The organism is Micromonospora echinospora, assembly GCF_900091495.1.
GTDB lineage: Bacteria > Actinomycetota > Actinomycetes > Mycobacteriales > Micromonosporaceae > Micromonospora > Micromonospora echinospora.
Genome location: NZ_LT607413.1, coordinates 1,041,797 through 1,066,101, shown reverse-complemented (window position 1 = coordinate 1,066,101; position 24,305 = coordinate 1,041,797). Strand labels below are relative to the sequence as shown.

General features: G+C 71.2%; 20 protein-coding genes. 16 read left to right on the top strand and 4 right to left on the bottom strand.

Going from position 1 to position 24,305, the window contains the following annotated elements; all coding sequences use genetic code 11:
* Positions 1–2: 2 nt before the first annotated feature.
* Positions 3–2,105 carry a DEAD/DEAH box helicase gene (locus tag GA0070618_RS04785; protein ID WP_172900258.1) on the top strand — a complete coding sequence of 701 codons (2,103 nt, stop codon included), beginning with the start codon at positions 3–5 and terminating at the stop codon, positions 2,103–2,105.
* Between the two features lie 184 nt (positions 2,106–2,289).
* The gene (locus GA0070618_RS04780) at positions 2,290–3,084 is read left to right on the top strand and encodes a G5 domain-containing protein (protein ID WP_231931607.1); all 795 of its coding nucleotides are present in this window, start codon (positions 2,290–2,292) and stop codon (positions 3,082–3,084) included.
* An 80-nt stretch (positions 3,085–3,164) separates the two neighbouring features.
* Here the strand turns inward: GA0070618_RS04780 and GA0070618_RS04775 are convergent, their stop codons facing one another.
* Positions 3,165–4,739, bottom strand: coding sequence for a S8 family peptidase (locus GA0070618_RS04775; RefSeq protein WP_088980546.1), 1,575 nt, complete (start codon positions 4,737–4,739; stop codon positions 3,165–3,167).
* Between the two features lie 264 nt (positions 4,740–5,003).
* Here GA0070618_RS04775 and GA0070618_RS04770 point away from each other — a divergent pair, with 264 nt between their 5' ends.
* Positions 5,004–6,443: an aldehyde dehydrogenase family protein gene (locus tag GA0070618_RS04770; RefSeq protein WP_088985287.1), complete on the top strand. Its 1,440-nt coding sequence runs from the start codon at positions 5,004–5,006 to the stop codon at positions 6,441–6,443.
* 99 nt (positions 6,444–6,542) lie between these two features.
* Here GA0070618_RS04770 and GA0070618_RS04765 read toward each other — a convergent pair whose 3' ends face one another.
* Positions 6,543–7,781: an SUKH-3 domain-containing protein gene (locus GA0070618_RS04765; RefSeq protein WP_088980545.1), complete on the bottom strand. Its 1,239-nt coding sequence runs from the start codon at positions 7,779–7,781 to the stop codon at positions 6,543–6,545.
* A 77-nt stretch (positions 7,782–7,858) separates the two neighbouring features.
* Here GA0070618_RS04765 and GA0070618_RS04760 point away from each other — a divergent pair, with 77 nt between their 5' ends.
* Genes GA0070618_RS04760 through GA0070618_RS04745 form a run of 4 tightly spaced genes read left to right on the top strand, consistent with a single transcriptional unit; the run spans position 7,859 to position 13,315 of the window.
* Positions 7,859–8,284 carry a YbaB/EbfC family nucleoid-associated protein gene (locus tag GA0070618_RS04760; RefSeq protein ID WP_088980544.1) on the top strand — a complete coding sequence of 142 codons (426 nt, stop codon included), beginning with the start codon at positions 7,859–7,861 and terminating at the stop codon, positions 8,282–8,284.
* A complete protein-coding gene (locus tag GA0070618_RS04755; protein ID WP_088985286.1) occupies positions 8,277–8,624 on the top strand; it encodes a hypothetical protein in 348 nt (115 codons plus the stop codon). Before GA0070618_RS04760 ends, GA0070618_RS04755 begins: the two co-directional genes overlap by 8 nt.
* 18 nt (positions 8,625–8,642) lie before the next feature.
* Complete coding sequence (locus GA0070618_RS04750; RefSeq protein WP_088980543.1) at positions 8,643–12,875, top strand: toxin glutamine deamidase domain-containing protein; 4,233 nt, start codon at positions 8,643–8,645, stop codon at positions 12,873–12,875.
* A gap of 53 nt (positions 12,876–12,928) precedes the next feature.
* A complete protein-coding gene (locus tag GA0070618_RS04745) occupies positions 12,929–13,315 on the top strand; it encodes a hypothetical protein (protein WP_231931605.1) in 387 nt (128 codons plus the stop codon).
* Positions 13,316–13,391: 76 nt separating this feature from the next.
* Here GA0070618_RS04745 and GA0070618_RS04740 read toward each other — a convergent pair whose 3' ends face one another.
* The gene (locus GA0070618_RS04740; RefSeq protein WP_088980541.1) at positions 13,392–14,015 is read right to left on the bottom strand and encodes an HD domain-containing protein; all 624 of its coding nucleotides are present in this window, start codon (positions 14,013–14,015) and stop codon (positions 13,392–13,394) included.
* 206 nt (positions 14,016–14,221) lie between these two features.
* On the opposite strand from GA0070618_RS04740, the gene GA0070618_RS04735 reads away from it, so the two are divergent.
* From GA0070618_RS04735 to ahcY, 8 genes are all read left to right on the top strand, one after another.
* Positions 14,222–14,866: an endonuclease V gene (locus tag GA0070618_RS04735; RefSeq protein WP_197701774.1), complete on the top strand. Its 645-nt coding sequence runs from the start codon at positions 14,222–14,224 to the stop codon at positions 14,864–14,866.
* 257 nt (positions 14,867–15,123) lie between these two features.
* Complete coding sequence (locus tag GA0070618_RS33290; RefSeq protein ID WP_157748916.1) at positions 15,124–16,266, top strand: hypothetical protein; 1,143 nt, start codon at positions 15,124–15,126, stop codon at positions 16,264–16,266.
* Positions 16,267–16,327: 61 nt separating this feature from the next.
* The gene (locus GA0070618_RS04725; protein WP_088980538.1) at positions 16,328–17,713 is read left to right on the top strand and encodes a phosphomannomutase/phosphoglucomutase; all 1,386 of its coding nucleotides are present in this window, start codon (positions 16,328–16,330) and stop codon (positions 17,711–17,713) included.
* Between the two features lie 62 nt (positions 17,714–17,775).
* Positions 17,776–17,955 carry a Trm112 family protein gene (locus GA0070618_RS04720; protein ID WP_088980537.1) on the top strand — a complete coding sequence of 60 codons (180 nt, stop codon included), beginning with the start codon at positions 17,776–17,778 and terminating at the stop codon, positions 17,953–17,955.
* A complete protein-coding gene (locus GA0070618_RS04715; protein ID WP_088980536.1) occupies positions 17,952–19,145 on the top strand; it encodes an SIS domain-containing protein in 1,194 nt (397 codons plus the stop codon). Before GA0070618_RS04720 ends, GA0070618_RS04715 begins: the two co-directional genes overlap by 4 nt.
* A gap of 64 nt (positions 19,146–19,209) precedes the next feature.
* Complete coding sequence (locus GA0070618_RS04710; RefSeq protein ID WP_088980535.1) at positions 19,210–20,208, top strand: cation diffusion facilitator family transporter; 999 nt, start codon at positions 19,210–19,212, stop codon at positions 20,206–20,208.
* 2 nt (positions 20,209–20,210) lie between these two features.
* On the top strand, positions 20,211–21,374 hold the full coding sequence (manA, locus tag GA0070618_RS04705; protein ID WP_088980534.1) for a mannose-6-phosphate isomerase, class I: 1,164 nt from the start codon (positions 20,211–20,213) through the stop codon (positions 21,372–21,374).
* A 288-nt stretch (positions 21,375–21,662) separates the two neighbouring features.
* Positions 21,663–23,159: an adenosylhomocysteinase gene (ahcY, locus tag GA0070618_RS04700; protein WP_088980533.1), complete on the top strand. Its 1,497-nt coding sequence runs from the start codon at positions 21,663–21,665 to the stop codon at positions 23,157–23,159.
* A gap of 103 nt (positions 23,160–23,262) precedes the next feature.
* Here the strand turns inward: ahcY and GA0070618_RS33905 are convergent, their stop codons facing one another.
* Positions 23,263–23,415 carry a hypothetical protein gene (locus GA0070618_RS33905; protein ID WP_170107808.1) on the bottom strand — a complete coding sequence of 51 codons (153 nt, stop codon included), beginning with the start codon at positions 23,413–23,415 and terminating at the stop codon, positions 23,263–23,265.
* Between the two features lie 170 nt (positions 23,416–23,585).
* Between GA0070618_RS33905 and mtrA the strand changes: the two genes are divergently transcribed.
* The gene (gene mtrA, locus GA0070618_RS04695; protein WP_088980532.1) at positions 23,586–24,275 is read left to right on the top strand and encodes an MtrAB system response regulator MtrA; all 690 of its coding nucleotides are present in this window, start codon (positions 23,586–23,588) and stop codon (positions 24,273–24,275) included.
* The last annotated feature ends 30 nt before the right edge of the window (positions 24,276–24,305 follow it).

The following is a 24,305-nucleotide window of genomic DNA, read 5'->3' as shown; positions in this document are numbered from 1 at the left end:
CGATGCGCGACCTTCACCCGGTGGTGCTGCACCACATCGTCAACACCCTCGGCTGGGCCGACCTGCGCCCCCTGCAACGGGCCGCCGCCGGTGCGCTCGCCGACGGTGACGACGCGCTCCTGCTCGCCCCGACCGCCGGAGGCAAAACCGAAGCGGCGATCTTTCCCCTGCTGTCGCGGATGGCCACGCAGGATTGGACCGGCACGTCCCTGCTCTACCTCTGTCCGTTGAAGGCGTTGCTGAACAACCTTCAGCCGAGACTCGAGCAGTACGCCGGGTGGCTGGGCCGGCAGGCGGCGGTCTGGCACGGCGACGTGCGCGCCGCCCGGCGGCGGGCCATTCTCGTCCAACGACCGGACGTGCTGCTGACCACCCCGGAATCGCTGGAGTCGATGCTGGTGAGCACCGCCGTCGACCATCGGCTCTTTCTTGCCGACCTGCGGGCGGTCGTCGTGGACGAGGTGCACGCCTTCGCCGGTGACGACCGGGGCTGGCACCTCGTCGCGCTGCTGGAACGGCTTACCCGGGTGGCCGGCAGACCCCTGCAACGGGTCGGTCTCTCCGCGACCGTCGGCAACCCGGCCGAGCTGCTGGTGTGGTTGCAGGGGTCGGGGGCAGGACACCGACCCGGCCGGGTGGTGGCACCGGAGCCGGTTGCGACCGCCGCCGTGCACCCTGCGTCCGCCGGAGACATCGAACTGGACCACGTCGGCTCTCTCGCGAACGCCGCCACCGTGATCGCCGCGCTCCATCAGGGGGAGAAGCGACTCGTCTTCTGCGAATCCCGGCAGATCGTGGAGGAACTCGGCCAGTTGCTGCGGGCAGGAGGACTGACCACGTTCCTTTCGCACGCCTCGCTCGCAGCCGACGAACGTCGCCGCGCCGAGCAGGCGTTCGTCGAGGCCAGGGACTGCGTCATCGTCGCCACGAGCACCCTCGAACTGGGAATCGACGTGGGTGATCTCGACCGGGTCATCCAGATCGATACGCCCGCCACCGTGGCGTCGTTCCTGCAACGGCTCGGCCGTACCGGCCGCCGTCTCGGCACCAGCCGCAACTGCCTGTTCCTCACTCTCTCCGGGGAGGCCCTGACCGAGGCGGCCGCGTTGCTGTGGCTCTGGTCGTCCGGGTGGGTCGAACCGGTCGTGGCACCGCCCGAGCCCCGGCACATCGTCGCCCAGCAACTGCTGGCGCTCTGCCTTCAGGAGCACCGGATAGGAGACCGGCAGTGGATCGAGGAGTGGAACGGTCTGGAACCGTTCGGCCGCAGCGCCGAACCGATCCTTCGCCACCTGGTCGACCAGAGCTACCTCGAACGAGACGAGGGCATGCTCTTCATCGGGGCGACCGCCGAGGCGCGCTTCGGTCGCCGGCACTTCATGGAGATGACCGCCGTCTTCACCGGGCCACCCGAGTTCACCGTGCTGCTCGGCCGCTCGGAACTCGGCCGGATCGACCCGAGCCTGCTCACCGATGAGGTACGGGGCGAGCGCCGGCTGCTGCTGGGCGGCCGGAGCTGGCGGGTGACGTACGTCGACTGGCGACGGCGGCGGTGCTTCGTGGAGCCGGCCGACGGTGGGGGCCGGGCCCGGTGGTGGGGCACCGGGAACGCAGGCCTCGGGTTCGAGTTCACCCGGGCCGTCCGCGAGGTGCTGCTCGGGGCGAACCCAGCGGTGCGGCTCACCCGACGAGCCCTCGACCGGCTGGCGACCGAACGCGCGGAACGGCAGCACCTGGTGCACCCGGGCGGCAACCTCGTCGTACGGGAGCGCGGCGGGGACCTGCGCTGGTGGACCTTCGCCGGCCTGCGCGCCAACGCCACCCTGGCGGCCACCCTCAGCGAGGTGGTCGACCCGGTGGAACGCTACGACGACTTCGCCGTCCGGCTGCGGGAGAACGTCACCCCGGCCGAGTGGAGTGCCACCGTGGCCGACGCTGCCGACCGGCTCTGCCTTCCCCGCGTCGACGAGAAGGCGCTGGCCAGCCTGAAGTTCAATGCCGCCCTGCCGGCACGGCTCGCAGAGGCGACCCTGGCGGCCCGTCTCGCCGATCTGCGTGCCGCCTCGGTGGTGCTGGCCGAACCGACGCGGTTCGTGGTGACCTGATTCGCCAGGTGCCCGAGCCGTCCCTGCCCGAGTGTCCGAATCGCCTGGACGAGCGGTCGTCACGATCCCGGTGACCGGGTCGGCCCAGGCGGACGACGGCCCACTGCGGCTGGCTGGTCCGCGCCCGAATCCGCCGTAACTCCGTCCACCCTGGACGAAGGCCGGTTACCCGAGGGCGGCATCGATGACGACACTCGTCGCTGTGAACGACCAGCCGCCGTACCAGATGTCCCCGCCCCCGGCCTCGGAGCCGCCGCCGCGCCATGTCTTCCCACCGGGCATGCTTCCCACCGCCGCCGCGAGCCGTACCGGCGGCCCGCTGGCGGCCCGGAAGTCCGGCCCGGCGCCGATCCTGGTCGGGGTCGCGCTGACCCTGGCCCTGCTCTGCGGCGGCATCTTCACCGTTCTCGGCGCGATGGACCAGCCGGCGCAGCAGTCGGTCGCGGACCAGGTCGCCGGTGCCGAGGGCCTGCCGGCCTACGCGGAGCCGACCGTGGCCGTCCCGTCTGCCACCCCGTCGGAGCTGCCGTCGTCCATGCCCGCCCCGACACCGTCGCTCGCGCCGTCACCAATGGTGCAGGTACGTACGGTCACCGAGACGGAGCGGCTCCGGCACGGCGTGCGGACCGTGCAGGACTCCTCCCTCGCCGAGGGGAAGCGGGTGGTGCGTACCCCGGGTGTCGACGGCGTGCGGACCCTGACCTACCAGGTGACCGTCACCGACGGCGTGCAGACCGGACGGAAGCTGGTGCGGTCGGCGGTGACCCGGAAACCGGTCACCGAGGTCGTGGCGGTCGGTACGAAGCCCGCCCGGCGCTGCGACCCCAACTACAGCGGCTGCGTGCCGATGGCCAGCGACGTCGACTGCGCGGGTGGCGGCGGCAACGGCCCGGCCTACGTGACCGGCCCGGTCCGCGTGATCGGCAGCGACATCTACGACCTGGACCGCGACAACGACGGTTACGGCTGCGACGACTGAGGTGGTAGGAGGGGCCCCCTGCAGGCGATTTTCGCACTGCAAGGGACCCCTCCTACCACCCGACGGGCGTGCGGTGCTGACTAGAGGTTCAGGGTCCAGCTGTTCAGGTAGCCGACGTCCCCGCTGGCCGCGTCCTGGACCCGCAGGGTCCAGGTGCCGTTACGGGTCTCCGAGGACAGGTTCACCGTGTAGGTCTGGTTGATGTTGTCGGCGGAACCGCCGGTGCGGTTGTGCAGGGTGTACGTGCTGCCGTCCGGGGCGACCAGCCGGACCACCAGGTCACCGATGTAGGTGTGCACGATGTTGACCGCCACCGTGCTGGTCGCCGAGGCGGTGCCGGTGCAGCCGGAGACCGCGACGGTGCTGGAGACGGTGGTGTTGTCGCGGATGGTCACGTCGGTGCCGTTGGTCCGCGAGCAGCCGGTGGGCGGCGGGGTGGTGCCGCCGTCACCGACGTAGAGCAGCTTGTTCGGCGAGCCGGTGCCCGGGCTGGTCACCACGTTGCTGGTGGCGTCGTTGACCAGCTTGTCGCGCACCTGCTGCGGGGTGAAGGTCGGGTTGGCGGCGAGCACGAGCGCGGCGGCGCCGACCACGTGGGGGGTCGCCATCGAGGTGCCGCTGATGCTGTTGGTGGCGGTGTTGCTGGTGTGCCACGCCGACGTGATCGAGCTGCCCGGGGCGAAGATGTCCAGGCAGGAACCGATGTTGGAGTAGCTGGCCCGGGCGTCGTTGGACTGGGTCGCGCCGACGGTGATGCCGGCCGGGGTGCTGGCGGGCGAGCTGTTGCAGGCGTTCGCGCCGTAGTCGTTGCCGGCGGCGAGGCCGTAGGTGACGCCGTCGGCGATCGAGCGGGCCACGGCGTCGTTGGTGGCCTGGTCGAAGCCACCGCCGAGGCTCATGTTGGCGACCGCCTTCTCGCCGGCGGCGTGGTTGCCGGTGACCCAGTCGACACCCGCGATGACCCCGGCGTTGGTGCCGCTGCCCTGGCAGTCCAGCACCCGGACGCCGACCAGGGTGACACCCTTGGCCACGCCGTACGCGGTGCCGCCGACCGTGCCGGCGACGTGGGTGCCGTGGCCGTTGCAGTCGTCGGCGCTGCCGCCGTCGACCGAGTCGAACCCGGTGACCGCCCGGCCGCCGAAGTCGCTGTGCGAGAACCGGATGCCGGTGTCAATGATGTACGCCTTCACGCCCGCGCCGTTGTTCGCGTACGTGAACGAGTTGTTGAGCGGAAGGGCACGCTGGTCGACCCGGTCGAGGCCCCAGGAGGGGGTGGGGGTCTGCGTGGCGGAGATCCGTACGGTGTGGTTCTGCTGGACGTAGGCGACCGACGGGTCGGCGGCGAGCCGCTTGGCCGCCGTCTCCGACATCCGCGCCTCGAAGCCGCGCAGCGCGTTGGAGTACGTCCGGTTGACGGCGCCCCCGTGCTTGCCGGTCAGGCCGCGGGCCCGGGTGCCGACCTCGGGCTGGCCGACCGCGGTGTCCTTGAACACCACGATGTACGAGTTCTCGACGGCGGTCGCGCCACCGGCGAGCAGGATCTGACCCTCGGCGGGAGCTGCGGACGCCGGGGTGCCGGACGCCACGGCGGCGGTGACGGCGGCTGCGGCCACGGCGAGACGCCAGCGGCGTCCTGTGGCAGGGGAGTCTGTCATCCCTGGGGTGTTCCTTCCGTTCAACAGCGTGCCGGTGCCCCGACACCCAGATCGATCAAGGCTGATCGATTGACGGGGATCGTATGGCACCGCCAGTGAAATAGAGAGATGTGTTGATCTATTCGTGACCTGGTGAGGGCGGCTGGCGGGCGCAATCCGGGGTAGATCAGACCTGCCGTCACCGCCCGTCAGGATCGGATGCACGCAGGGTTGAGGTGGCGCAGGTCCCCGCCCTGGTCGCTCCTCGTGTTCTACGCTCGCGGCGTGGAGCCACGTGCCTTCTTCGTCGCCGGTCGTCCCGTCCACGGCGAGGGTGAGCTGACCGTCCACCACCCGTACGACGGGCGCCTGGTCGGGCGTACCACGCACGCCACGCCGGCGCAGGTCGAAGCCGCCGTCGCGGCAGCCGCCGCAGTGGCCGCGGAGGCCGCGGCCCTGCCCGCGCACGTGCGCGCGGCGGCCCTGGACCACGTCTCGCGCCGGCTCGCCGAACGGGCCGAGGAGATCGCCCGACTGATCACCGCCGAGAACGGCAAGCCGGTCAAGTGGGCCCGCGTCGAGGTCACCCGGGCGGTCTCCACCTTCCGCTGGGCCGCCGAGGAGGCACGGCGCTTCAGCGGCGAGCTGCAACGCCTCGACACCGACCCGACCGCCACCGGACGGATCGCGCTGGTCCGGCGGGTGCCCCGCGGCCCCGTGCTGGGGATCACGCCGTTCAACTTCCCGCTCAACCTGGTCGCCCACAAGGTCGCCCCGGCGCTCGCCGTCGGCGCGCCGATCGTGCTCAAACCGGCCCCGGCCACCCCGCTGTCCGCGCTGCTGCTCGGCGAGATCCTCGCCGAGACGGAACTGCTCGAGGGGACGTTCTCGGTGCTGCCGTTACCCAACGAGCGCGCCGCCGACCTCGTCGCCGACCCCCGGCTGCCCGTCGTGTCGTTCACCGGCTCCGGGCCCGTCGGTGCGGCGATCCGACAGGCCGTCCCGGAGAAGCACGTCACGCTGGAACTCGGCGGCAACGCGGCGGCGGTGATCTGCGAGGACTGGAACACCGACGAGGACCTCACCTTCGCCGCCCACCGGATCGCCACCTTCGCCAACTACCAGGCCGGCCAGTCCTGCATCGCCGTGCAGCGGGTCTACGTGCACGAGTGGCTCTACGACGCGTTCCTGCCCCGACTGGTCGCCGCCGTCGAGGAACTGCGGACCGGGGACCCCGCCGACGACCACACCGACGTCGGCCCGCTCATCTCCTCCGACGCGGCGGCCCGGGTCGAGGCGTGGGTGGACGAGGCGGTCGTCGCCGGGGCCACCATCGAGGTCGGCGGCCGACGGGACGGCGCCAGCTACCCACCCACCGTGCTCACCGGGGTACGGGCCGACGCGCGGGTCAGCGCCGAGGAGGTGTTTGGCCCGGTGCTGGTCGTCGCCCGGGTCGAGCACGACCGGGCCGCCTTCGCCGCCGTCAACGACTCCGCGTACGGGCTCCAGGTCGGCGTCTTCACCCACCGCCTCGACGTCGCCTTCGCCGCGCACCGGGCACTGGAGGTCGGGGGCGTGATCGTCGGCGACGTGCCGGCGTACCGGGCCGACCAGATGCCGTACGGCGGGGTGAAGGGCAGCGGCGTGGGACGCGAGGGCGTCCGCAGCGCCATGGACGACTACACCGAGCCGAGGGTGCTGGTGCTCACCGGAGTGCAGTTGTGAGCTGCCAAGGTGGGGTGGCGCGCTGGCTGAGGTGGTAGCAGGGGACCCTTGTTACCGCTTTCTGAGTAGTAAGGGACCCCTGCTACCACCTCAGGGCGCTCACCAGGTGCCGTCGTCGCGCACCCGGGCGGGAGCACGGCCGAGCAGGAGGGTGGTCAGGGCGGCGTCGATGTCGGCCCCGAGGAACCACTCGCCGGCCTGGTCGAGAGCGAAGACCCGCCCGAGCTCGTCGACGGCGAGGATGCTCTCCGGCGGGCGTTCCGCACCGATCGGAAAGAGCCGCATGCCCAGCACCGATCCGAAATCCGCCAGGGTGGCAGCACTGTGCGCCCCACGTAGCGGGTTCGTGCTGAAGTGACTGATCCACACCTGCTCGCCGGGGCCCCGTCTCTTCGACAGCAGGGCCGGGAAGGCAGTCAACGCCGCCTCAGCGGCCGGGAAGACCGTGTGCCTGTGCCCCACTCCGGTGATGTCGAGCGTTTCCCTGATCGCGCCCGCTGCCAGCGCTTCGTTGACCGTCGAGTCGTCCCTCCAGCCCGCACTGGCCAGGGCGCTGCCCACCTCGGGCGGGAACCGGTAGGGGTCGGGGACGGCTCGGGGCTCGGGCCGCCACTCGCTGACTCCCCAGACCGTGTCGTACCAGGGGAGCAACCGCATCCGGGACAGGGCGGTGGCGCACGAGTCGCAGACCTCGTCCGCCGGCCCAGCAGCCGGGTCGCCTGGTTCGCGTACCCGGAAGACCTCCAGCCGAGCGCTGTTGAGCAGTGCCAGTTGTTCCTCGAAGTCCAGAGGGTGCAGCCCTTCCGACTCCCGTCGGTGGTCCTGGTCGTGCAGGGCGTCGGAGATGACGATCAGTTCGGCGTGACGGTCGACGCCGCGTACCAGCCGTCCGGTGGGGACGCTGTCCAGATAGCCCTGGACCAGGGGGTGATGGTTCAGGGCTACGTCGCCCTTCGCGCCCCGGGCGACGTAGGCGCGGCCACCGATGGTGAGGTGCGCCGTGGTCCCGGGGGTGGACGACCGGTGCAGTTCGCGCAGTAGTTGGGCGGCCGGGTCGACGGTGCGGGGCGCTGGCCGGCCGGGCCGACGCTGCCGGTATGTCTGCGCGATGACGTCCGCCGGAACTCGCGGCCAGTGGGTGACCTCACCGGTTTCCCGGTCGATCACGGTGTTCGGCAGGTCACCCGGGCGCATCGGCAGGTCGCGTGGCACCGAGTACCAGATCACGTATCCGAGGTCGAACTCCTCGACCAGCGGGGTGCATTCGTGCCCGAGGCGCTGCGATTCCCGACCCGCCCAGATGCTGGCGAGTTGTTCGGCCTGTTGACGGTCGATCACGCAGTGAAGTTACCCGACCCCACGGATCGGTGACGGACCGGTATGGTCTGGCCTACCCAAGGTGACGGGAGGCGGCGTTGGCGGGAAACGTGGACCGGGACGCCAATCGTGCGTTGCGAGCACGGTTCGACGAGGTGCACGGCCAGTACCAGCAGTTGAGGTCCGGTTTGGACGAACTCCAGGCCAGGTTGGCGGAACTGCGGGTCACGGAGCGCTCCGACGACGGTAAGGTGACGGCCACCGTCGATGCCCGCGGGCAACTGATCGCCGTGGAACTACACCCGTCGGTCTACCAGGTCCGCGACGCGCAGGCGCTGAGTCGCAAGATCACCTCCACGGTCCGGAAGGCCACCGCCGCAGCGACCGCCACGACGCAGGGGCTGGTGGCCGACTATCTACCCGCCAGCTCGGGGGCACCGGACTTCCTCCGCTCGGGTGACTTCGGCTCGCTGCTCCGGCGGGCGGACACGATCATGAGCCGCGACGGTGGCCGACATGACTGACGGACGGCTCTGGCTCGACCCGGGGCGGGCGCGGCGCGCCGGCGCGGATCTCTCGCTCGCCGGCCGTGCGGTCAGGGCGAAACGCGACAGTCTCGGTGCGGAGATCGCGGCGGCGAGCGCGCAGCGACCCTGGGGCCGGGACGACATCGGTGCCGCGTTCGAGAAGACCTACCGGGGTTTGGAGGCGACCGTCCTGCGTGCCTGGGACGGACTCGGCCGGCACGTCGAGGGACTCGGTGCCGACGTCGTCCGCTCGGTCGACGCCAACGTCCAGACCGACACCGGCAACGCCGGGCGTTTGAACCGGGTACGTAACCAGCCCCGGCCCGATGTTCCCTGATCGGTCAGGAGCGCCGGGGTGACCGTACTGCCGAGCCCGATCCCGCACCCCCTCGACTTCTGCCCCTGGCAGCTGCCGGGCTGGGTCTACGAGGCGCTCGACTGGGTGGTCGGCGTCGAGTGGCCGGACGGGAACGAGCGGGCGGTTTGGGACCTCGCCGACGAGTGGTACGGCGTCGCCGCCGCGCTGGCCGGTCCGCGTGAGGATGCCGTCACCGCCGCCGGGGAGGTGCTCAGCGGGTACGGCGCGGTGGGGGCGGTCGCGGATGCCTTCGACGCCGCCTGGCGAAAGGTGGCCGAGGGGGACGAAGCACCGCTGCCGTTGCTGCTCGCGGTCAGCACCGACCTCGGTCGCCTCGTCGAGGAGTGCGGCTGTGACATCGAGGGCGCCAAGCTCGAGGTCTGGATCGAGCTGGGCATCCTGGTGGTCGAACTGCTCGCCATGACGGTGGCGGTCGTCCTCACCGCCGGTGCCGCCTCGCCGGCCGCAGCCGCCGCGATCACCGCGACCCGGTACGTGGTGCAGCAGATCTTCCGGAAACTGATCGCGCAACTCGCCCGGAAGACGCTGAAGAAGGGAATGCAGGAGGCCACCGAGCGGGCCGCGAAGCAGGTCACCAAGGACGGTCTACGCGGCCTGGGACGCGACGCGTTGCGGGGCGGCCTGCTGGAGGCCGCGCAGGAGGGTGGCGTGAACCTCGCCATCCAGGGCTACCAGAACTCCACCGGCCGGCGGGACGGCGTGGACCTGGCCGATCTCGGCACCTCCGCCCTCGGTGGGCTCGCCGGCGGTGCCGCTGCCCCGCTGGCCGGGCTGGGACGACATGCCAACAGCCGGGGTGGGCAGTTCGCCGAGCACCTTGGCCGTGAGATGGGCGGCGAGATCATCGCCGAGCAGGCAGCCAGCCTGGCGACCGGAGGTGGCTTCGTCGGCTTGGAGAACGCAGCGCGGGCCGCTGCCTCCGGGGCCACCAGCTCGGTGATCAGCCAGAGCGACGCGGCGCTCCAGGCGCGACTCGACGCGCGGACGGCCGCACTGGGCGGTACGTCCCTCTCCGTGGTCGACGGCACCGCACCATCCATGCTGCCCGTGCCCGCAGCCGACTCGGCTCCGTCGCCGCTCCCCACCCAACGGACGGCCACTGAACTCAGCGACATCGCCAGCGGCGCGCCGCCCCCCAGGAGCCCCGGAGTCAACTTCACGCCGGATCCGATGTCGCCACCGGCAGGTGACAGGAGTGGTTCCGCCGAGGTGGGTGGTCCTGCGAACGCACGGGATTCGACCGAGGCGAGCGGTGCTGGTGGGGTGGCTGCACAAGCGGACCGCCGGGCCGAGGCTGCTTCTCAGGTGAGTTCCGCGCCGACGACCACCACGACGAGTCCCTTGTCGACCGCAGTCCCGCCCGGGACACCTGTCCCAGTCGCCGCGGCACCGAGCCTGTCGTCCGTCCCGATGGATCCGGTGCTGGCGGCGTCCCCGGGTACCGCGCCCGCACTCGACCTGGGGGCTACGACAAGCTCGTCCGCAACGACGGCGCAGACTGCCACCAGCACGCAGCCATCGGCGTCGGTCACTTCGGGATCCTCCGGAACGACCCTGCCCGTCGCCACCGTCGCTACACCGGCCACGGCACCGATCCTCGGATCCGGGGCGTCGACAGCCGCGCCGAACCCGTCCGTGACTGCCCGGTCGGCTTCGACTGTGCCGGGCAGGAAACGCGACGGGCAGGAACCCCCTGTGCTCGACCTTTCTCTGCTGGAGGCGCTGGCTCCAGAGACGTCCCAGTCGCAACCGCCGGAACCGCCTACACCCGGGCCAGAGCCCACGCCCGGGCCGACGACGGAGCCCGCGCTCAGGAGCCGTCTGTGGTACGAGATGAGGTGGGCGGCGGATCGCGAGGCCTTCGAACGGCGTCGCTACCGCGGCTACTACGAAGCCCAGCGCGCCTGGTTCGAGGACCGGCGACGGGAGAGACTGGTGGCCAGCCTTCGCTCTGATGCAGAGCACCATCTGGAGGCGGCACGTTGGCTGATCGAGCAGTCTCGTGGGCTGGACAGGTCCGGGAAGCGCCAAGCCGCAGACGCATTGCTGACGGAGGCGAGAGAACAGGAGCGTCTCAGCCACCAGCAGGCGGATCTCGCTGAGGAGGTTCGGGAAGGCGCGGTTCTGCCGGATGTCACCTTCGTCGATGACGACGCGGACTTCTGGCGGATCAACGACGACGTGGCGCAGTTGGCGGAAGGTGGGGTCGAGACCGGCAGCAGGTCGGCGCTCACCGGAGGCGACGATCCGCCGCCGACCGACCAGACCCGGCCGTACGGGGAACGTGGCGGGCTGCGTCCGCCGCTGGCGCTGCACCAGACCGACTTGGAACGACAGATGCCGCGCGAGGCTGGCGGAAGCGTGACCCGGACGGCCGATCCCCGACGGGGTCGATGGTTCTCGCTGGTCAACGACGGCGGGCCGAGCGCCGACGCCACCCGGGGCATCAATTGCCTCGACTGCACGCTGTCCCTCTACGAGACCTGGCTGCACGGCCGCCCCCGGGTCTCCGCGCCGCGTACCTTCGACGGCTACTACGAGGGAGACGTCGACCGGCCGATCGACGGTGAGTGGGGCGGACCGGGACGGGTGGAGCGGGCCACCGGGGGCGTCTACCAGCGGGTGACCCCGTCGACCGAGGGCCTGTCGCCGGCCGCTGCCCGGCAGCAGGTGATGCAGGGCTATGCCGACCTGCACGGGCAACTGCTCTCGGGTGGCCACGGCAGCTTCGCCTTCCTCGTGAACACCTGGGAGGGCGGTGGCGCGCACGCGTGGGTCGCCCTGAACCAGAACGGCACGGTGCTGTACCTCGACCCGCAGATCGGCACGGTGTCGGACCGCCCGCCGTACTTCCATCGGGGTGTGGCGCATCCGGGGAACGTCGCCGGGCTCGACGCGTTGGTGGTCGGGCCGGACGGCAAGCCGATGCCCCTGCCGGGCCGCGAGGTGGGCGACTTCAGCGAGCAGCAACCCCTCGGCCCGGCCCGGTCAGGTGCGGACGATGACGGACCGGACCGGGGCCGAACGCGATGGACGAGTGCTCCTGGGCGGGTGCCCGAGCCGTCTGACGGATCCGGAGCACATCCGCTGGCCTCGGCCAGCGACCTGGACGCGGTGTTCGCCGCCGGTGTCAGCCCGGCCGAGTTTGCGGCAGCGGCGGACGGGGACGTCCTGCGGAGACTGGCTCCCCACCTGGACGAGCCGGCCGTGCGGAACCTGGCCACGATGTTCGCCGAACCGCGTGTGCAGCGGATGCTCTTGGACACGTGGCAAACTCCGCCGAAGGGCGAGCCGCTGCTGGCTGAGACGCTGGTCCGGCAGTTGACGCAGCGACCGGACCTGGTCGCCATGATCCTCGCGACGCCGGAGTTGATGGCGTCGCTGACGGCGCGTCCGGTTACGCTGCACCACCTCGCCAGCCACCAGCAGGCCATCGACGTCCTCGGTTCCGTGCTCGACGACATCGCCCAACGTGGGCCTGAGAAGTGCGTTATGGCGGGGGCACCGGAACCGGAAGCGACACCGCTGACGGACGAACAGCGTCGGATCAGTCTGTCAGTCGAGATTCTTGATTATGAAGTCGTTCAGCCTGGATTCGATTCACGTCGACGCTCGGACAGCGTGTACGGACGACGGTACCTGGACGCCCTGTACGTCGCGGCGGCGGAAGCTCAGATTGAATTGACGGGGTTGGCGGTCAGGCTTGCGTGGGACGGGGTCCGGCAGATCGGTCGGCCGGGTTGGCGTAGTGCCCCGAAGGATCGGCGTCGCGCCGAGGACAAGGTAAGTAAATACCAGGGGGACGTGTCGCAGTTACGCGACCTTGCTGGGGCGAAAATCGAGTTCCAGTCACTCGATCAGCTCTACCAGGTGTTGGATCGGTTGCGCCATGAGCCAGACGTCAGGATTGTGTCCTGCGATGACCGATTTCGGCACCCCCAACCTAGTGGATATCGCGACGTTCAACTGCTTCTTGAGATGTCGAACGGCCATATTGCCGAATTTCGCCTCCACCTTGCTGCGCTGGACGAGGTGGCCGCGTGGGAGCATGCTCTGTACGAGGTTCGGCGTGACCTGAAGGCCTTGGCCCGGCAGGAGGGCCGTCCTCTAAGTGTCATGGAGCAGGCGATCTTCGATGGAGTGCTCCGCCGTGAACAGGAGTTGTTCTGGGCGGCGCTGCAATCGACATGCAGGGGGGAGAAGATGTGAGCGGTGCACCGGGGCTCCGGTTGCCTTCCTACTTCCGATACTACGCATCTCCGGTGAAATTGGTGGAGGTGCCGGGTGGCGGAGTTCGAGCCTGGCGGGTGTCGATTGATACTGGAGGCTGGGAGCCGGCGAACAACCTCATCGACGAAATTCTCTTCGCTGTGGGTGGCGAGGTATTCCCGCTTTCCGCCGCTGATTTCGTGCAGGAGGTTGAGCGGTACAGGGCTCGTTACCTCACCGGTGACAGCCCGATATTCGCCTTGTACGAGACGGTCAAGGCGATCACCGATGCGGAACGGCAGGAGCGGCGGTACCTGTCGCCGCACGAGCGGGCGCTTGTCAACGGAATCCGCCGGAAGACGTTCGTCATGTTCGAGGAGCAGTTACGACAGCAGGGTGATCCGGGTGCCGACCCCACCGTCGGGCAGGCGGACAGCTGACGTCGATCGCCTTCAGGTGGCCCGCTGATCCGGATTCGCCGGGCCTCGTTCCCAGACGCGTCGGTGTGGCCGACCTCTACACGATGATGTGTCGGTAGTCGTTTGCCAACGGCGTCAGGTCCGGTTCGCCGAACTGCTCCACCATCTCTGCGAAGCGATCCACCTTGTCCCTGCCGAACTGCCGGACGCCGGACACGTAGGTGGCAGCGGACACGAATACCGGCGGGTTTCTCTTGCTGTGGAACTTGTCGGCATACATCACGAGCCGTTCCTCGTCGGACTCGGCCAGGTAGTCGTCGACCGGAATCGGAAGCCGCTGCCGGACCACGTCCTCACGGCTCAACCCCATGCCGGTGTGGCAGGAGCAGAACCGGCACAAGCTCTCCGGCAATCCGAGATCCCGTAACAGTTCGTGTCCCAGCAGTCCGTGGCGGACGTAGTTTCCCTGCTCAAGCCTGCCGGATGAGTCGTACAGGCGGTACACGCCGATGTCGTGGAGCAGGCACCCGGCACGGACGAGCTCGACGTCGAGACTGTGCTCCCGGTTGGCAAGCAGTTGCTCGGCCAACTCGCATACGATCCGGCAATGGGTGTAGACGAGCTCGAAGGCGTCAGGGGTGGGCGCGAACCGCTCGTGTAGGGCGCGAATCTGACTGTCGGTGGGAACCCTCGTGCCAGATCCGGTGATGCCGATACTCATCGGAGCGACGTTATCCCCGGCCCTGCGCCGTCGCCAGCGCCAGGTGTTCCGACTCCGACATCGAGGGGCGGCCCAAGCTGCTGCTTGCGCCTTCCTCGGACAGTCCGGATACGGTGTAACGGTGGGATGATCACGAGTTGGCCGTAAACGAAAACGGACCCGACAGCGGGAAGCCGGTGGGCCCCGATGCCGGGTGGCCGGTGACGGTGGCGGAGGCGCTGGGCGTACAGGACCGGTTGCGACCGTCGGTCGACCTGGTCGGGCCGGGCCCTGCCGAGCCCGCGACGGTGGCCGGCTTGGACGTTGCCTACGCCGAGGGCGGTGACCGGCTCGCGGCGGCCGTGACCGTGTTGGACGCGCGGACGTTGCGGGTCGTCGACTCGGCGGTGGTCATCGGTCGGCCGGCGTTCGACTACGTACCCGGCCTGTTCGCCTTCCGGGAGTTGCCCGCGCTGCTGGACGCGCTGGGGCGGCTCACGAACCGACCGGACCTTCTGGTCTGCGACGGGCACGGGCTGGCGCACCCACGGCGGTTCGGGCTCGCCTGCCATCTCGGGGTGCTCACCGGCCTGCCGGCGATCGGGGTGGGAAAGACTCCGCTGGTGGGCACCTGGGATCCGCCCGGCGAAGGGCGGGGTGCCTGGTCGCCGCTGGTGGACGCTGCCGAGGTGGTGGGCCGGGTGCTGCGTACCCAGGATGGGGTGAAGCCGGTCTTCGTGTCCGTCGGGCACCGGATGGGTCTGGAGAACGCCTGCGCCCGGGTGCTCGCGCTCGCCCCGCGCTACCGCCTGCCGGAGACCACCCGTACGGCGGACCGGCTCTGCCGATCGGCGCTCGCCGGTCGGATCTGACCCCGCTCGAAGGCGGACCGACGACCGGGACGGACCGACGACCGAAACGGATCGAAGAAGGCGAGGCGGAGCGACGGCCGAAACGGATCGACGAAGGCGAGGCGGAGCGGCGACCGGGGCGGGCCGGAGAAGGCGAGGCGGGACGAACGAACCGGGGCGGGTCGAAGGCAGCGCCGGTGGTCGATGTCGCAGGGTGGTCGGCCTCCGGTAGTAGCCTGACGGCCGGACCCCAACCGGGGAGGAACGGCGAGGTGATCATGACGGTACGTCGGAGAGCGGCGCGCCTGGCGGTGGTCTGCGCGCTGCTGGGCGGTGCCGTGGTCCTCGGTGCGACACCGGCGCTGGCCGACGACGACTCGGTCAAGGTGCGTACCTCCAGCAGCTTCACCGCCGGTGGCTCGCCCGGGTCGGTGGCGGTCGAGGTGCGTAAGCGCAGCGAGGGATGCGTCCTGCTCCGGACCGGGTTGCGGTTGCGGCTGGAGGGGGTGCGGGCCGACCAGGTCGAGGTGCAGGTGTCCGCCGGTGGCCAGTGGTGGCCGGTCCCGGTCTCCGGTGGCGGTGTGCTGACCACCGCGCGGACGTCTCCGGCCAACCCGACCCTCTGCAAGGGCAAGAGCATCACGGTTCGGTACCGGGTGGCCTTCCTGCCCGGCGCGCCCGACGGCAAGCTCACCGTGGCGGGGGAGGCGACCACCGCGGGCGGCCAGATGATCGGCCGTGGCGCGGACACGTCCCAGGTCCGGGCGGGCCGGAACGCCACCCCGAGCCCGAAGCCGACGAAGAGCCCGACCCCGAGCCCGACCCCGAGCCCGAGCCCGGTGGAGACCGGACCGCCGACCGAGGATCCGGTGCTGGACTCGACGCTCGCCGCCGCGGGTGCGGCCGGGGGCGGTGGCCGGGCCGCCGACGGGAGCGGGTCGGACGGCGGGTTCTCCCCGGTGATGATCATCGGCGTTGCCCTGGTGGTGGTCGGGCTCGGCATGATCGCCCTGCTGTTCCGCCGATCCCGCGCGGACCGGCGGGACGTGGGCGGAGCATCGGCCACGCCGGTGCCGCCGTTGCCGGGCAACCCGGGCGGCACCACCTACCGTTCCGGGGGCCAGCCCGGCCCGGCGACGACGGCCGGCGGAGGCTACTACGGCGGACCGCCGGCCGGCACGGTCTATCCGGCGTCGCCCCAGGGCTCCGACCAGCCTCCGTCCGGCCCGGTGTACCCGGCGCCGCCGGGGCAGACGTACGGGCCGGCCGGTCCGGTGTATCCGGCGCCGCCGGGGCAGACGTACGGGCCGGCCGGTCCGGTGTACCCGACGCCGAGATCCGGACAGCCGGGCACGTCACCACCGTCGGGTTCCACCGACGGTGGTGACTCGACGGCCATCATGCCTCGCCTACCCGAGTAGCCGCCGTACCCTCCGATACGCTCAGTGGCGTTGACGACCCGTGGGCAAGGGAGCTGGTTCGGTGTCTGATCTGTCCCAGATCGTGAAGGCGTACGACGTCCGGGGGACGGTGCCGGACCAGTGGGACGAACGGGCCGCCGAAGCCCTCGGCGCCGCCTTCACGCACCTGCTGAACACCACCGGAGAACCCGGGGAAGAGGTGGTCGTGGGGCACGACATGCGGGCCACTTCGCCCGGTCTGGCCGCCGCCTTCGCCGCTGGCGTGCGTTCCGAGGGTCGTTCGGTGGTCGAGATCGGTCTGGCCTCCACCGACATGCTCTACTACGCCTCCGGTGCGCTCGGGCTGCCCGGGGCGATGTTCACCGCCAGTCACAACCCCGCCCGGTACAACGGCATCAAGATGTGCCGGGCCGGCGCGCGGCCGATCGGGCAGGACACCGGCCTGGCCGAGATCCGCGACCACGCGCAGGCCCTGCTGGACAAGGGCGAGCCCGCGCCGGTGGGAGAGTCGACCGCGCCGGCCCAGCAGCGCGACCTGCGCCCGGAGTACGCCGCCCACCTGCGCGGCCTGGTCGACCTCTCCGGCATCCGGCCGCTGAAGGTGGTGGTCGACGCCGGCAACGGGATGGGCGGCCACACCGTGCCCAGCGTGCTCGGCGACGCCGTCCTGCCGGCCCTGCCGCTGGAGATCGTTCCGCTCTACTTCGAGCTGGACGGCAGCTTCCCGAACCACGAGGCGAACCCGTTGGACCCGGCGAACCTGGTCGACCTCCAGCGGGCGGTCATCGCGCACGGCGCGGACGTCGGGCTGGCCTTCGACGGCGACGCGGACCGCTGCTTCGCCGTGGACGAGCGGGGCGAGCCGGTCTCCCCGTCCGCGATCACCGCGCTGGTGGCCGCCCGCGAGCTGGCCAAGCACCCCGGCTCGACGATCATCCACGGCCTGATCACCTCCCGCGCGGTGCCGGAGATCGTCCGGGAGAACGGCGGCAACCCGGTGGTGGCGCGGGTCGGTCACTCGTTCATCAAGGCGGAGATGGCCCGCACCAACGCGGTCTTCGGCGGCGAACACTCCGCCCACTACTACTTCCGGGACTTCTGGTTCGCCGACACCGGCATGCTCGCCGCCATGCACCTGCTGGCCGCGCTCGGCGAGCAGCCGCGTCCCCTCTCCGAGCTGGCCGCCGGGTACGAGCGCTACGTCGCCTCCGGGGAGATCAACTCGACCGTCGCCGACCAGGCCGCGAAGGTGGCCGAGGTGCGGGCCGCGTACCCGGAGGCGGAGGTGGACACCATGGACGGGCTCACCCTGCGTTTCCCGGACGGGTCCTGGTTCAACCTGCGTGCCTCGAACACCGAGCCGCTGCTGCGGCTCAACGTCGAGGCGGCCACCCCGGACCGGATGGCCGCACTCCGTGACGAGGTGCTCGACCGGGTTCGCCGATAAGATCGCGTGCGCCGGTCGGTGAGACCGACCGGTGAGACCACACACGTGGAAGGAGCCGCGCCGTGGCCCTGGATCCGCAGTTGCTGGAGATCCTCGCCTGTCCGGACACGCACCACGCCCCACTCGACTACGACCCGCAGGCCCAGACGCTGACCTGCACCGAGTGCCACCGGATCTTCGAGGTACGGGACGACGTGCCCGTGCTGCTGCTGGACGAGGCCCGCCCGGGGCGGCAGTCGTGATCGAGGGCACGGCCGGAGTCAGCGGCCACCGCGAGGCGAACGAGGCGCTGCTGGACAACCCGGACGCGCTCGCCGAACAGGACCCGGGCGGGATGCTCCGGCACATCGCCTCCGCCGGGGCCCAGGTGCGTGAGACGGCGGCCCTGGCCGCCGAGGCCAACCTCCAGCTGCTCGCCGACGAGGGACGACCGCGGGCGGTGGTGATCGCGGGCATCGGCACCGCCGGGCGTACCGGGGACGTGCTGGCCACGGTCGCCGGGCCGCGCTGCCCGGTGCCGGTGATCCCGCACCGCAGCGCCGGGGTGCCCGGCTGGGTCGGCGCGGCGGACGTGGTGATCGCGGTCAGCGCCTCGGGCCGTAGCCCGGAGGCGCTCGGCGCGGCCGAGGCCGCCCACCGCCGGGGTGCCCGGCTGGTCGCCGTCGGCGCACCGGACTCCCAGCTCCAGTCGGTGGCCGAGCGGGCCCGTGCCCCGTTCATCCCGGTGCCGCGTCGGGCCCCGGCCCGGGCCAGCCTCTGGGCGCTCACCGTGCCGGTCCTGCTCGCCGCCCGTACGCTCGGCCTGGTGAAGGTGAACGAGGCCGACCTGGCCGAGACGGCCGCCCGGCTCGACGCCGACGCGGACCGGTGCCGTCCGACCGCCGAGTCCTTCGTCAACCCGGCGAAGTCGCTGGCGCTCGGGCTGGCCGGCTCGATCCCGATCGTCTGGGGTTCGTCGCCGCTGGCCACCGTGGCGGCCCGCCGCTTCGGTGACACGCTCTCGGCGAACGCCCGCTACCCGGTGGTGGCCGGGGCGCTCGGTGAGGCGGGCCGGGGACGGGTGGGTCTGCTCGACGGGGTCTTCGGTGGTCTGGTCGAGTCGGCGCGGGACATCTTCGCCGACCCGGACGACACCCCCGACGGCACCCGGCTGCGGGTGGTGCTGCTGCGCGACGGCGGGCTCAACGCCGACGACGACTCCGACGAGCCGCTCGCGGTCGAGGAGCGCCGGGCCGACGCGGTGCAGACCCTCGCCGAACGGCGCGGCGTGCGCTGCGACGTGGTGACCGCCGAGGGCGGGTCCGCGTTGGAGCGGCTCGCCTCCCTGGTCGCCGTGCCGGACTTCGCCTCGATCTACCTCGCGCTGGCACACGGCCTGGACCCGATGGCGGTGCCCGCTGTCTCGGAGATGAAGGAGCTGGCCAACCCGTGAGCGAGTCGACCCCCCGGCTCGGCACATCCGTGCCGCACCACCGAACACCGACCGGAGCGGCAGCATGAGCGCCGGTGGCGGGACCAAGGCGATCGTCGCCGCGCTGCTGGCCAACGTCGGCATCGCCGTCACCAAGTTCATCGCGTTCCTGCTGACCGGCTCGTCGTCGATGCTGGCCGAGTCGATCCACTCGGTCGCCGACTCCGGCAACCAGGGGCTGCTGCTGCTCGGCGGTCGCCGGGCCAAGCGGCGGGCCACCCCGCAGCACCCCTTCGGGTACGGCCGGGAGCGCTACGTCTACGCGTTCATCGTGTCGATCGTGCTGTTCAGCGTGGGTGGCCTCTTTGCGCTCTACGAGGCGTACCACAAGTGGCACGACCCGCACCCGATCGAGAGCTGGCACTGGGTGCCGGTGACCGTGCTGGTGGCGGCGATCGCGATGGAGTCCTTCTCGTTCCGCACCGCGATCGTCGAGTCCAACCACGTCCGGGGCAAGGCCTCCTGGACGCAGTTCGTTCGGCGGGCCAAGGCCCCGGAGCTGCCGGTGGTGCTCCTGGAGGACCTCGGCGCGCTGGTCGGCCTGGTCCTGGCGCTGATCGGGGTCGGGATGACCCTGATCACCGGCAACGGCCTGTGGGACGCCGCCGGCACCGCGGCGATCGGCGTCCTCCTGGTCACCATCGCGGTGGTGCTGGCGGTCGAGACCAAGAGCCTGCTGCTCGGTGAGGGCGCCGAGGCCGACGACGTGGCCCGGATCGAGCGGGCCATCACCGAGGGCCCCGAGGTGGAGCGGATCATCCACATGAAGACCCTCTACCTCGGCCCGGAGGAGCTGATGGTGGCCGCGAAGATCGGCGTGCCGGCCTGGGAGACCGCCGCCGAGCTGGCCGACGGCATCGACGCCGTGGAGGCCCGGATCCGGGCGGCGCTGCCCGTCGCCCGGGTGATCTACCTCGAACCGGACATCTACTCGGCCGCCCGGGCGCGGGCTGGCGGCGACGGCGCGGCGGGGTCCGCCGCAGCGTCCGGCACGGGGGCGTCCGGCGAACGGTCCGGGAACTGACCATGGAGCAGCTGTACGGGCCGATCCGGGACTACGCGTGGGGGTCCCGGTCGGCCATCGCCGAACTCCAGGGCCGGCCGGTGCCCAGCGACGGGCCGGAGGCGGAACTGTGGCTGGGCGCCCACCCGGGTGCTCCGGCGACGGTGGACCGGGACGGCGCGCGGGTGAGCCTGCTCGACCTGCTCGACGCCGATCCCGGCCACTGGCTCGGCGTGGAGGTGCTGGACCGGTTCGGCCCCCGGCTGCCTTTCCTGCTCAAGGTGCTGGCGGCCGAGGCGCCGCTGAGCCTCCAGGTCCATCCGGACGCCGAGCAGGCCCGGGACGGGTACGCCGCCGACTGCGCCCGCGTCGACGGGCACCGCAACTACGTCGACCCGTACCACAAGCCGGAACTGCTGGTGGCGCTCACGCCGTTCGAGGCGCTCTGCGGGTTCCGGGACCCGGCCGTCTCGGCGGCGGCGCTGGCCGGGTTCGGCGTGCCCGCGCTGGCGCCGGTGGTGGCCGCCCTGAACGAGGGCGCGTCGGGGCTGCGGGAGGCGGTCCGGCTGCTGCTGGACTGGCCGGCGGCCCAGCGGGCCGGGCTGGTCGAGGCGGTGGTGGCGGCACCGGTCGCCGGCCCGGACGCGGTGCTGGCCCGCGAGCTGGCCGCCCGGTACCCGGACGATCCCGGCGTGCTGGTGGCGCTGCTGCTGCACCGGGTTCGGCTGGCGCCCGGCGAGGCCATCTGGATGCCGGCCGGCAATCTGCACGCCTACCTGCGGGGCACCGGTGTGGAGCTGATGGCGGCGAGCGACAACGTGCTGCGCTGCGGGCTCACCCCGAAGCACGTCGATCCGGTGGAGTTGCTGCGGATCCTCCGGTTCGACGTCCTCGACGATCCGGTGGTGGCCGCCCGTCCGGTCGTACCGGGTGTGGTGACCTGGCCGGTACCGGTCGACGATTTCGTGCTCTACCGGGTCGCCCCGACGGCGGGGTCCACGGCGGTGCCGCTGCCGGTGCCCGGCCCCCGGGTGGTCCTCTGTGTGGCGGGGACGATCACCGTGGGCGACGATGCCGGCAGCGTGACGCTGCGGTGTGGCGAGGCGGCGATCGGCACCGCCGGTGCCGGTCCACTGGTCGTCTCGGGGCCCGGTGAGGCCTTCGTCGCCGCTGCTGGCCTGCGCTGACGCCGGTCCGGACGGGCGATCGGGTACATTCCGCGAACAGGGTCGAATACGACGCAACACGCATGCCGGATATTCCGGAAATGCTTGACGTGCCGGGCTGGCGGTGTGAACCTTTGAGTACGCACCGTTGTCGCGACGCAGGTCCGAGAAACGGGCGGGGAACCAAACCGGGGGGATGCGCGGGGCGGCCGATGCTGGACGGATTCTCTGTCTGTGCTCGACCGCCCCGCGCGCTGTCTCGCGTAAGGTGGATAGCCGCCCAAGAATCTCGTTCCGACAGGAGCTCTCATGACCAGCACCCTCCCGGCGTCCAGCAGTGCGCCGTCCGAGGCCCGGCCGCGCACCGTTGCCGAGGGCGACTTCAAGGTGGCGGATCTGTCGCTCGCCGAGTTCGGGCGTAAGGAGATCCAGCTCGCCGAGCACGAGATGCCCGGCCTGATGGCGATCCGTCGCGAGTTCGCCGAGGCCCAGCCGCTGCGCGGCGCCCGGATCACCGGCTCGCTGCACATGACCATCCAGACGGCGGTGTTGATCGAGACCCTGGTGGCGCTGGGCGCGGAGGTGCGCTGGGCGTCGTGCAACATCTTCTCCACCCAGGACCACGCCGCGGCGGCCATCGTGGTCGGCCCCGAGGGCACCCCGGAGGCCCCGGCCGGCGTGCCGGTGTACGCCTGGAAGGGCGAGACCCTGGAGGAGTACTGGTGGTGCACCGAGCAGGTGCTCGCCTGGCCGGACGGCCAGGGGCCGAACATGATCCTCGACGACGGCGGTGACGCCACCCTCCTCGTCCACAAGGGTGCCGAGTTCGAGAAGGCCGGTGTGGTGCCGCCGGTGGAGTCCGCCGACTCCGAGGAGTTCGCGGTCATCCTGGGCGTGCTCCACCGCTCGCTCGCCGAGGACAACCAGCGCTGGACCCGGATCGCCGCCGGCATCAAGGGCGTGACCGAGGAGACCACCACCGGCGTGCACCGCCTCTACGAGATGCACCGGGAGGGCAAGCTCCTCTTCCCGGCGATCAACGTGAACGACTCGGTGACCAAGAGCAAGTTCGACAACAAGTACGGCTGCCGGCACTCGCTGATCGACGGCATCAACCGCGCCACCGACGTGCTGATCGGCGGCAAGATGGCGGTCGTGCTCGGCTACGGCGACGTGGGCAAGGGCTGCGCCGAGTCGCTGCGCGGCCAGGGCGCCCGGGTCGTGGTGACCGAGGTCGACCCGATCTGCGCCCTCCAGGCGGCGATGGACGGCTACCAGGTCGCCACCCTCGACGACGTGGTGGAGCAGGCGGACATCTTCATCACCGCCACCGGTTGCTTCGACGTGATCACCAACGAGCACATGGCCCGGATGAAGCACCAGGCCATCGTCGGCAACATCGGCCACTTCGACAACGAGATCGACATGGCCGGCCTGGCCAAGCGGTCGGACGTCAAGCGGATCAACATCAAGCCGCAGGTCGACCTCTGGCAGTTCGACAACGGGCGCGCGATCATCGTGCTCTCCGAGGGCCGGCTGCTGAACCTGGGCAACGCCACCGGGCACCCGAGCTTCGTCATGTCGAACTCGTTCGCCAACCAGACCATCGCGCAGATCGAGCTCTACACCAAGACCGACCAGTACCCGGTCGGCGTCTACGTCCTGCCGAAGCACCTCGACGAGAAGGTCGCCCGGCTGCACTTGGACGCGCTCGGCGCGAAGCTGAGCACCCTCACCAAGGAGCAGGCCGCGTACCTCGGCGTCTCCCCGGAGGGGCCGTTCAAGCCGGAGCACTACCGCTACTGAGCACCGACGCGACCGGGCCGGCTGGGCACAGCCGGCCCGGTCGGGTGTGTCCGTCCATCCGGGCCGCCGCCCGGAGGCGGTGGCCGCCCTGGCTGCCGCCGGCTCAGCCGCCGCGCCGGGCCGCCGCCCGGATCCAGGTCCAGGCGCACCACACCAGCCAGCCCACCGACACCGCCGCCGCGAGCGCGCGCAACCGCAGCGCGCTGAGCAGCAGGACGACCGCCAGCACGGCCAGCCACGGGCCGAAGACACGCATGCCGTTCCCTCCTGTCGCACCGGCCCGGCCGGTGGTGGAGCCCGGCACCGGCCTTCGTAGGGGTGGCGGACCCTGCTGATCGCGGGTTTTCTGTGGCAAGCTTGCCGGCGCGGACCTCGCGCCGGTGACACCGATCCCACGATGACGAACGGGGATGGAATATTAATCCCATGAGAGCACGGGTACTGGTGGTCGACGACGACCCTGCGCTGGCCGAGATGCTCGGCATCGTGCTGCGCAACGAGGGGTTCCAGCCCTCCTTCGTCGCCGACGGGGAGCGCGCGCTGGCCGCCTTCCGGGAGAACCGGCCCGACATCGTCCTGCTGGACCTGATGCTGCCCGGGATGAGCGGCATCGACGTGGCCCGTGCGATCCGGGGCGAGTCGGGCGTGCCGATCGTCATGCTGACGGCCAAGAGCGACACCGTCGACGTCGTGCTGGGGCTGGAGTCCGGGGCGGACGACTACGTGGTCAAGCCGTTCAAGCCCAAGGAGCTGGTGGCCCGGATGCGGGCCCGGCTGCGCCGGGGCGAGGACGCCGCGCCGGAGATGCTGACCATCGGCCCGCCGGACAACCAGATCACCATCGACGTGCCGGCGCACACGGTCAGCCGCAACGGCGAGGAGGTCAAGCTCACCCCGCTGGAGTTCGACCTGCTGGTCGCGCTGGCCCGCAAGCCGCGCCAGGTGTTCACCCGTGAGGTCCTGCTGGAGCAGGTCTGGGGCTACCGGCACGCGGCCGACACCCGGCTGGTGAACGTGCACGTGCAGCGCCTCCGCGCCAAGATCGAGCCGGACCCGGAGCGGCCGGAGATCATCCTGACCGTGCGGGGCGTGGGCTACAAGGCGGGTACGGGATAACCTGGGGACCACTGTGCGTGACTCCCCGGC

Excerpts from the sequence above, each read along its gene's own strand:
- GA0070618_RS04785 (WP_172900258.1), top strand. The coding sequence starts at position 3 with ATGCGCGACCTTCACCCGGTGGTGCTGCACCACATCGTCAACACCCTC.
- GA0070618_RS04780 (WP_231931607.1), top strand. The coding sequence starts at position 2,290 with ATGACGACACTCGTCGCTGTGAACGACCAGCCGCCGTACCAGATGTCC.
- GA0070618_RS04775 (WP_088980546.1), bottom strand. The coding sequence starts at position 4,739 with ATGACAGACTCCCCTGCCACAGGACGCCGCTGGCGTCTCGCCGTGGCC.
- GA0070618_RS04755 (WP_088985286.1), top strand. The coding sequence starts at position 8,277 with ATGACTGACGGACGGCTCTGGCTCGACCCGGGGCGGGCGCGGCGCGCC.
- GA0070618_RS04740 (WP_088980541.1), bottom strand. The coding sequence starts at position 14,015 with ATGAGTATCGGCATCACCGGATCTGGCACGAGGGTTCCCACCGACAGT.
- GA0070618_RS33290 (WP_157748916.1), top strand. The coding sequence starts at position 15,124 with ATGACGGTACGTCGGAGAGCGGCGCGCCTGGCGGTGGTCTGCGCGCTG.
- GA0070618_RS04710 (WP_088980535.1), top strand. The coding sequence starts at position 19,210 with ATGAGCGCCGGTGGCGGGACCAAGGCGATCGTCGCCGCGCTGCTGGCC.
- manA (WP_088980534.1), top strand. The coding sequence starts at position 20,211 with ATGGAGCAGCTGTACGGGCCGATCCGGGACTACGCGTGGGGGTCCCGG.
- ahcY (WP_088980533.1), top strand. The coding sequence starts at position 21,663 with ATGACCAGCACCCTCCCGGCGTCCAGCAGTGCGCCGTCCGAGGCCCGG.
- GA0070618_RS33905 (WP_170107808.1), bottom strand. The coding sequence starts at position 23,415 with ATGCGTGTCTTCGGCCCGTGGCTGGCCGTGCTGGCGGTCGTCCTGCTG.
- mtrA (WP_088980532.1), top strand. The coding sequence starts at position 23,586 with ATGAGAGCACGGGTACTGGTGGTCGACGACGACCCTGCGCTGGCCGAG.